Origin of the sequence: Corallococcus terminator, assembly GCF_003611635.1 — a bacterium.
In the GTDB taxonomy this organism is placed as follows: domain Bacteria; phylum Myxococcota; class Myxococcia; order Myxococcales; family Myxococcaceae; genus Corallococcus; species Corallococcus terminator.
This window is the reverse complement of the sequence record NZ_RAVZ01000635.1, coordinates 1-2,024: the sequence shown is the minus strand read 5'-3', so window position 1 is coordinate 2,024 and position 2,024 is coordinate 1. Positions and strand designations below refer to the sequence as shown.

General features: G+C 69.1%; 1 protein-coding gene and 1 pseudogene. Both read right to left on the bottom strand.

The features are described from left to right. Positions 1-689, bottom strand: a pseudogene (locus D7V88_RS40975) (adventurous gliding motility protein AgmC); the annotation flags it as partial. Further along, on the bottom strand, positions 686-2,024 hold a 1,339-nt coding region (locus D7V88_RS40970; RefSeq protein ID WP_147449131.1), incomplete at its 5' end, for an OmpA family protein. The pseudogene D7V88_RS40975 and the gene D7V88_RS40970, both read right to left, overlap by 4 nt.

The window sequence follows — 2,024 nt, the reverse complement described above, 5'->3', positions numbered from 1 at the left end:
CCGTATCGGAGGGGATCCACCCCTTCGCCCTGCCAGGCACCGCTGATGGCCGGGGACGCATTGCTGTCCGCGCACGACGTCATCCCCAAACCTCCCGGGACGAACAGCCCCCCACGGAATCCCCTGGCGCTCGCATCGATCAACCCATGGTTCGCCACCGTTCCCCGGGCCACGAACGCCACGACACCGCCAGTGCTTCCATCCCACTCCCGGGCGACCACGCTCGTCCCCTTCGGAATGGTGATGTCCTCATATTCAGGAACCCGGACCACCTGCGTGACCGACGCCGCGTAGGACTGAACGAGCGGCGCCTTCAATTCCAGTGCCTCCTCCTTGTCGAGGTGCACGCGCTCGACCCGTGTCAGTTCCCAGGTCCCCACCTGCCCCTCCGTGAGTTCGATGGCGAAGGGATTGCCTTCCCCCAGGGTGGACCCCATGCCCTGCATCTGGATCACCAGCACCAGATCCCCTGCCGCGAACCCCTGCGTGGAAAGGACCGGGATCCGGGACGCGCCCGCGGCGACGGGCTTCGTCACCTGCGCGTAGTCATTGATGACGGTGTCCGGGTTCCGGGCGGTGTAGTGGCTGCCGCCGGTCCCGAGGAAGAACGGGTCCGAAGGGGCCACGATGGCGGTTCCGACCAGCATCAGGCCGGTCACCAGTGCCTTGAATATCGAGGACTTCATCATCGGGTCACTCCGGATCCAGGCTCACGCGTCGGGGCCGCTGGCTTCTCCGCCTGCGGGTCGACGATCACGAACTCCACGCGGCGGTTGTTCTCCCGGCCGACGGAGGTCAGGTTGCTGTCGATGGGACGATCCTGTCCGTACCCGTAGGCCGCGAGGCGCTCGGGCGGGACCTTCTTGCCAATCAGGTACTGGCGCACCGCCGCCGCCCGCCCCTGCGACAACTGGCGGTTCGCTTCCGGCAGACCGCGGTCGTCGGTGTGCGCTCCCACCGCGATCAGCGGGAACTCGGGGTGCTCCAGGATGACCTGCGCCACCCAGTCGAGCACCGCGAAGGAGCGCGAGCTGACACGCGTCTGCGCGGGCTCGAAGTAGACCCTCCCGCGCGTCTCCAGCCGCGTCGCGTGCAGCACCACCAGCGGGTAGATGTGCTGCGGGCAGCCCAGGTTGTCGTACGGCCCAGCCTCGTTGGCGCAGCTATCGATGCGGTTGGGCACGCCGTCCTTGTCCGTATCCGTCTCCGGGCAGCCGTCGCGCTCGATGGGCCCCGCCTCGTTCGGGCACGCGTCCTTGTCGTTGTCGATGCCGTCCTTGTCCGCGTCGCGCACCGGGCAGCCCTGGTTCTCTGGCGGACCCGCTTCATTCGGACACGTGTCCGAGTCGTCCTCCGTGCCGTCCTTGTCCGTGTCGCGCAGCGGGCAGCCCTGGGCAGAAGCCGGACCGGGCTCCACGGGGCACATGTCCAGCGCGTCCTCCAGACCGTCGGAGTCCGTGTCCATCTTCTCGCAGCCGTTGCGCTCCAGCGTGCCGGGAATCTGCGGACACCGGTCCAGGCCGTTGCGCACCCCATCGTGGTCCTCGTCCATGTCCGGGCACTCTTCAATGGTGTGCGGCAGCCCCGGCTCGCAGTTGACGGACGACTCACCCGGTCCGCGCTCCGGCGTCACGTCGCCGAAGGCGCCTCCCACCATCAACCGGAAGAGCGGCGTGCCCGGCGCACTGCCCACGCCCATGCCCGCCAGCGCGAACAATTCGAAGGTCGGCTTCACCAGGTAGCGCGCTCCAGGCAGGAGTTCCACCGCCCCGGGCTGATTCGTCAGCGGCACCATGCCCCGCACGTTCAGCTCCCAGCGAAGCCGCCGCCCGGTGGTCGCGAGCGCCGCGCCGATGCGCAATTCGTTGCCCACTTCATCCACCAGGATGCCCGGCCGCTGGGTGAGCGCCTGCTGCGGCCGGCTCAGGAAGCCCACCTCCAGGCCTCCGCGCAGGAAGCCGAAGTGCCGCCCCACCATCAGCCGGGGCGCCAGCCGCAGCGCGCCGTCCCGCGTGAGCCCCTCC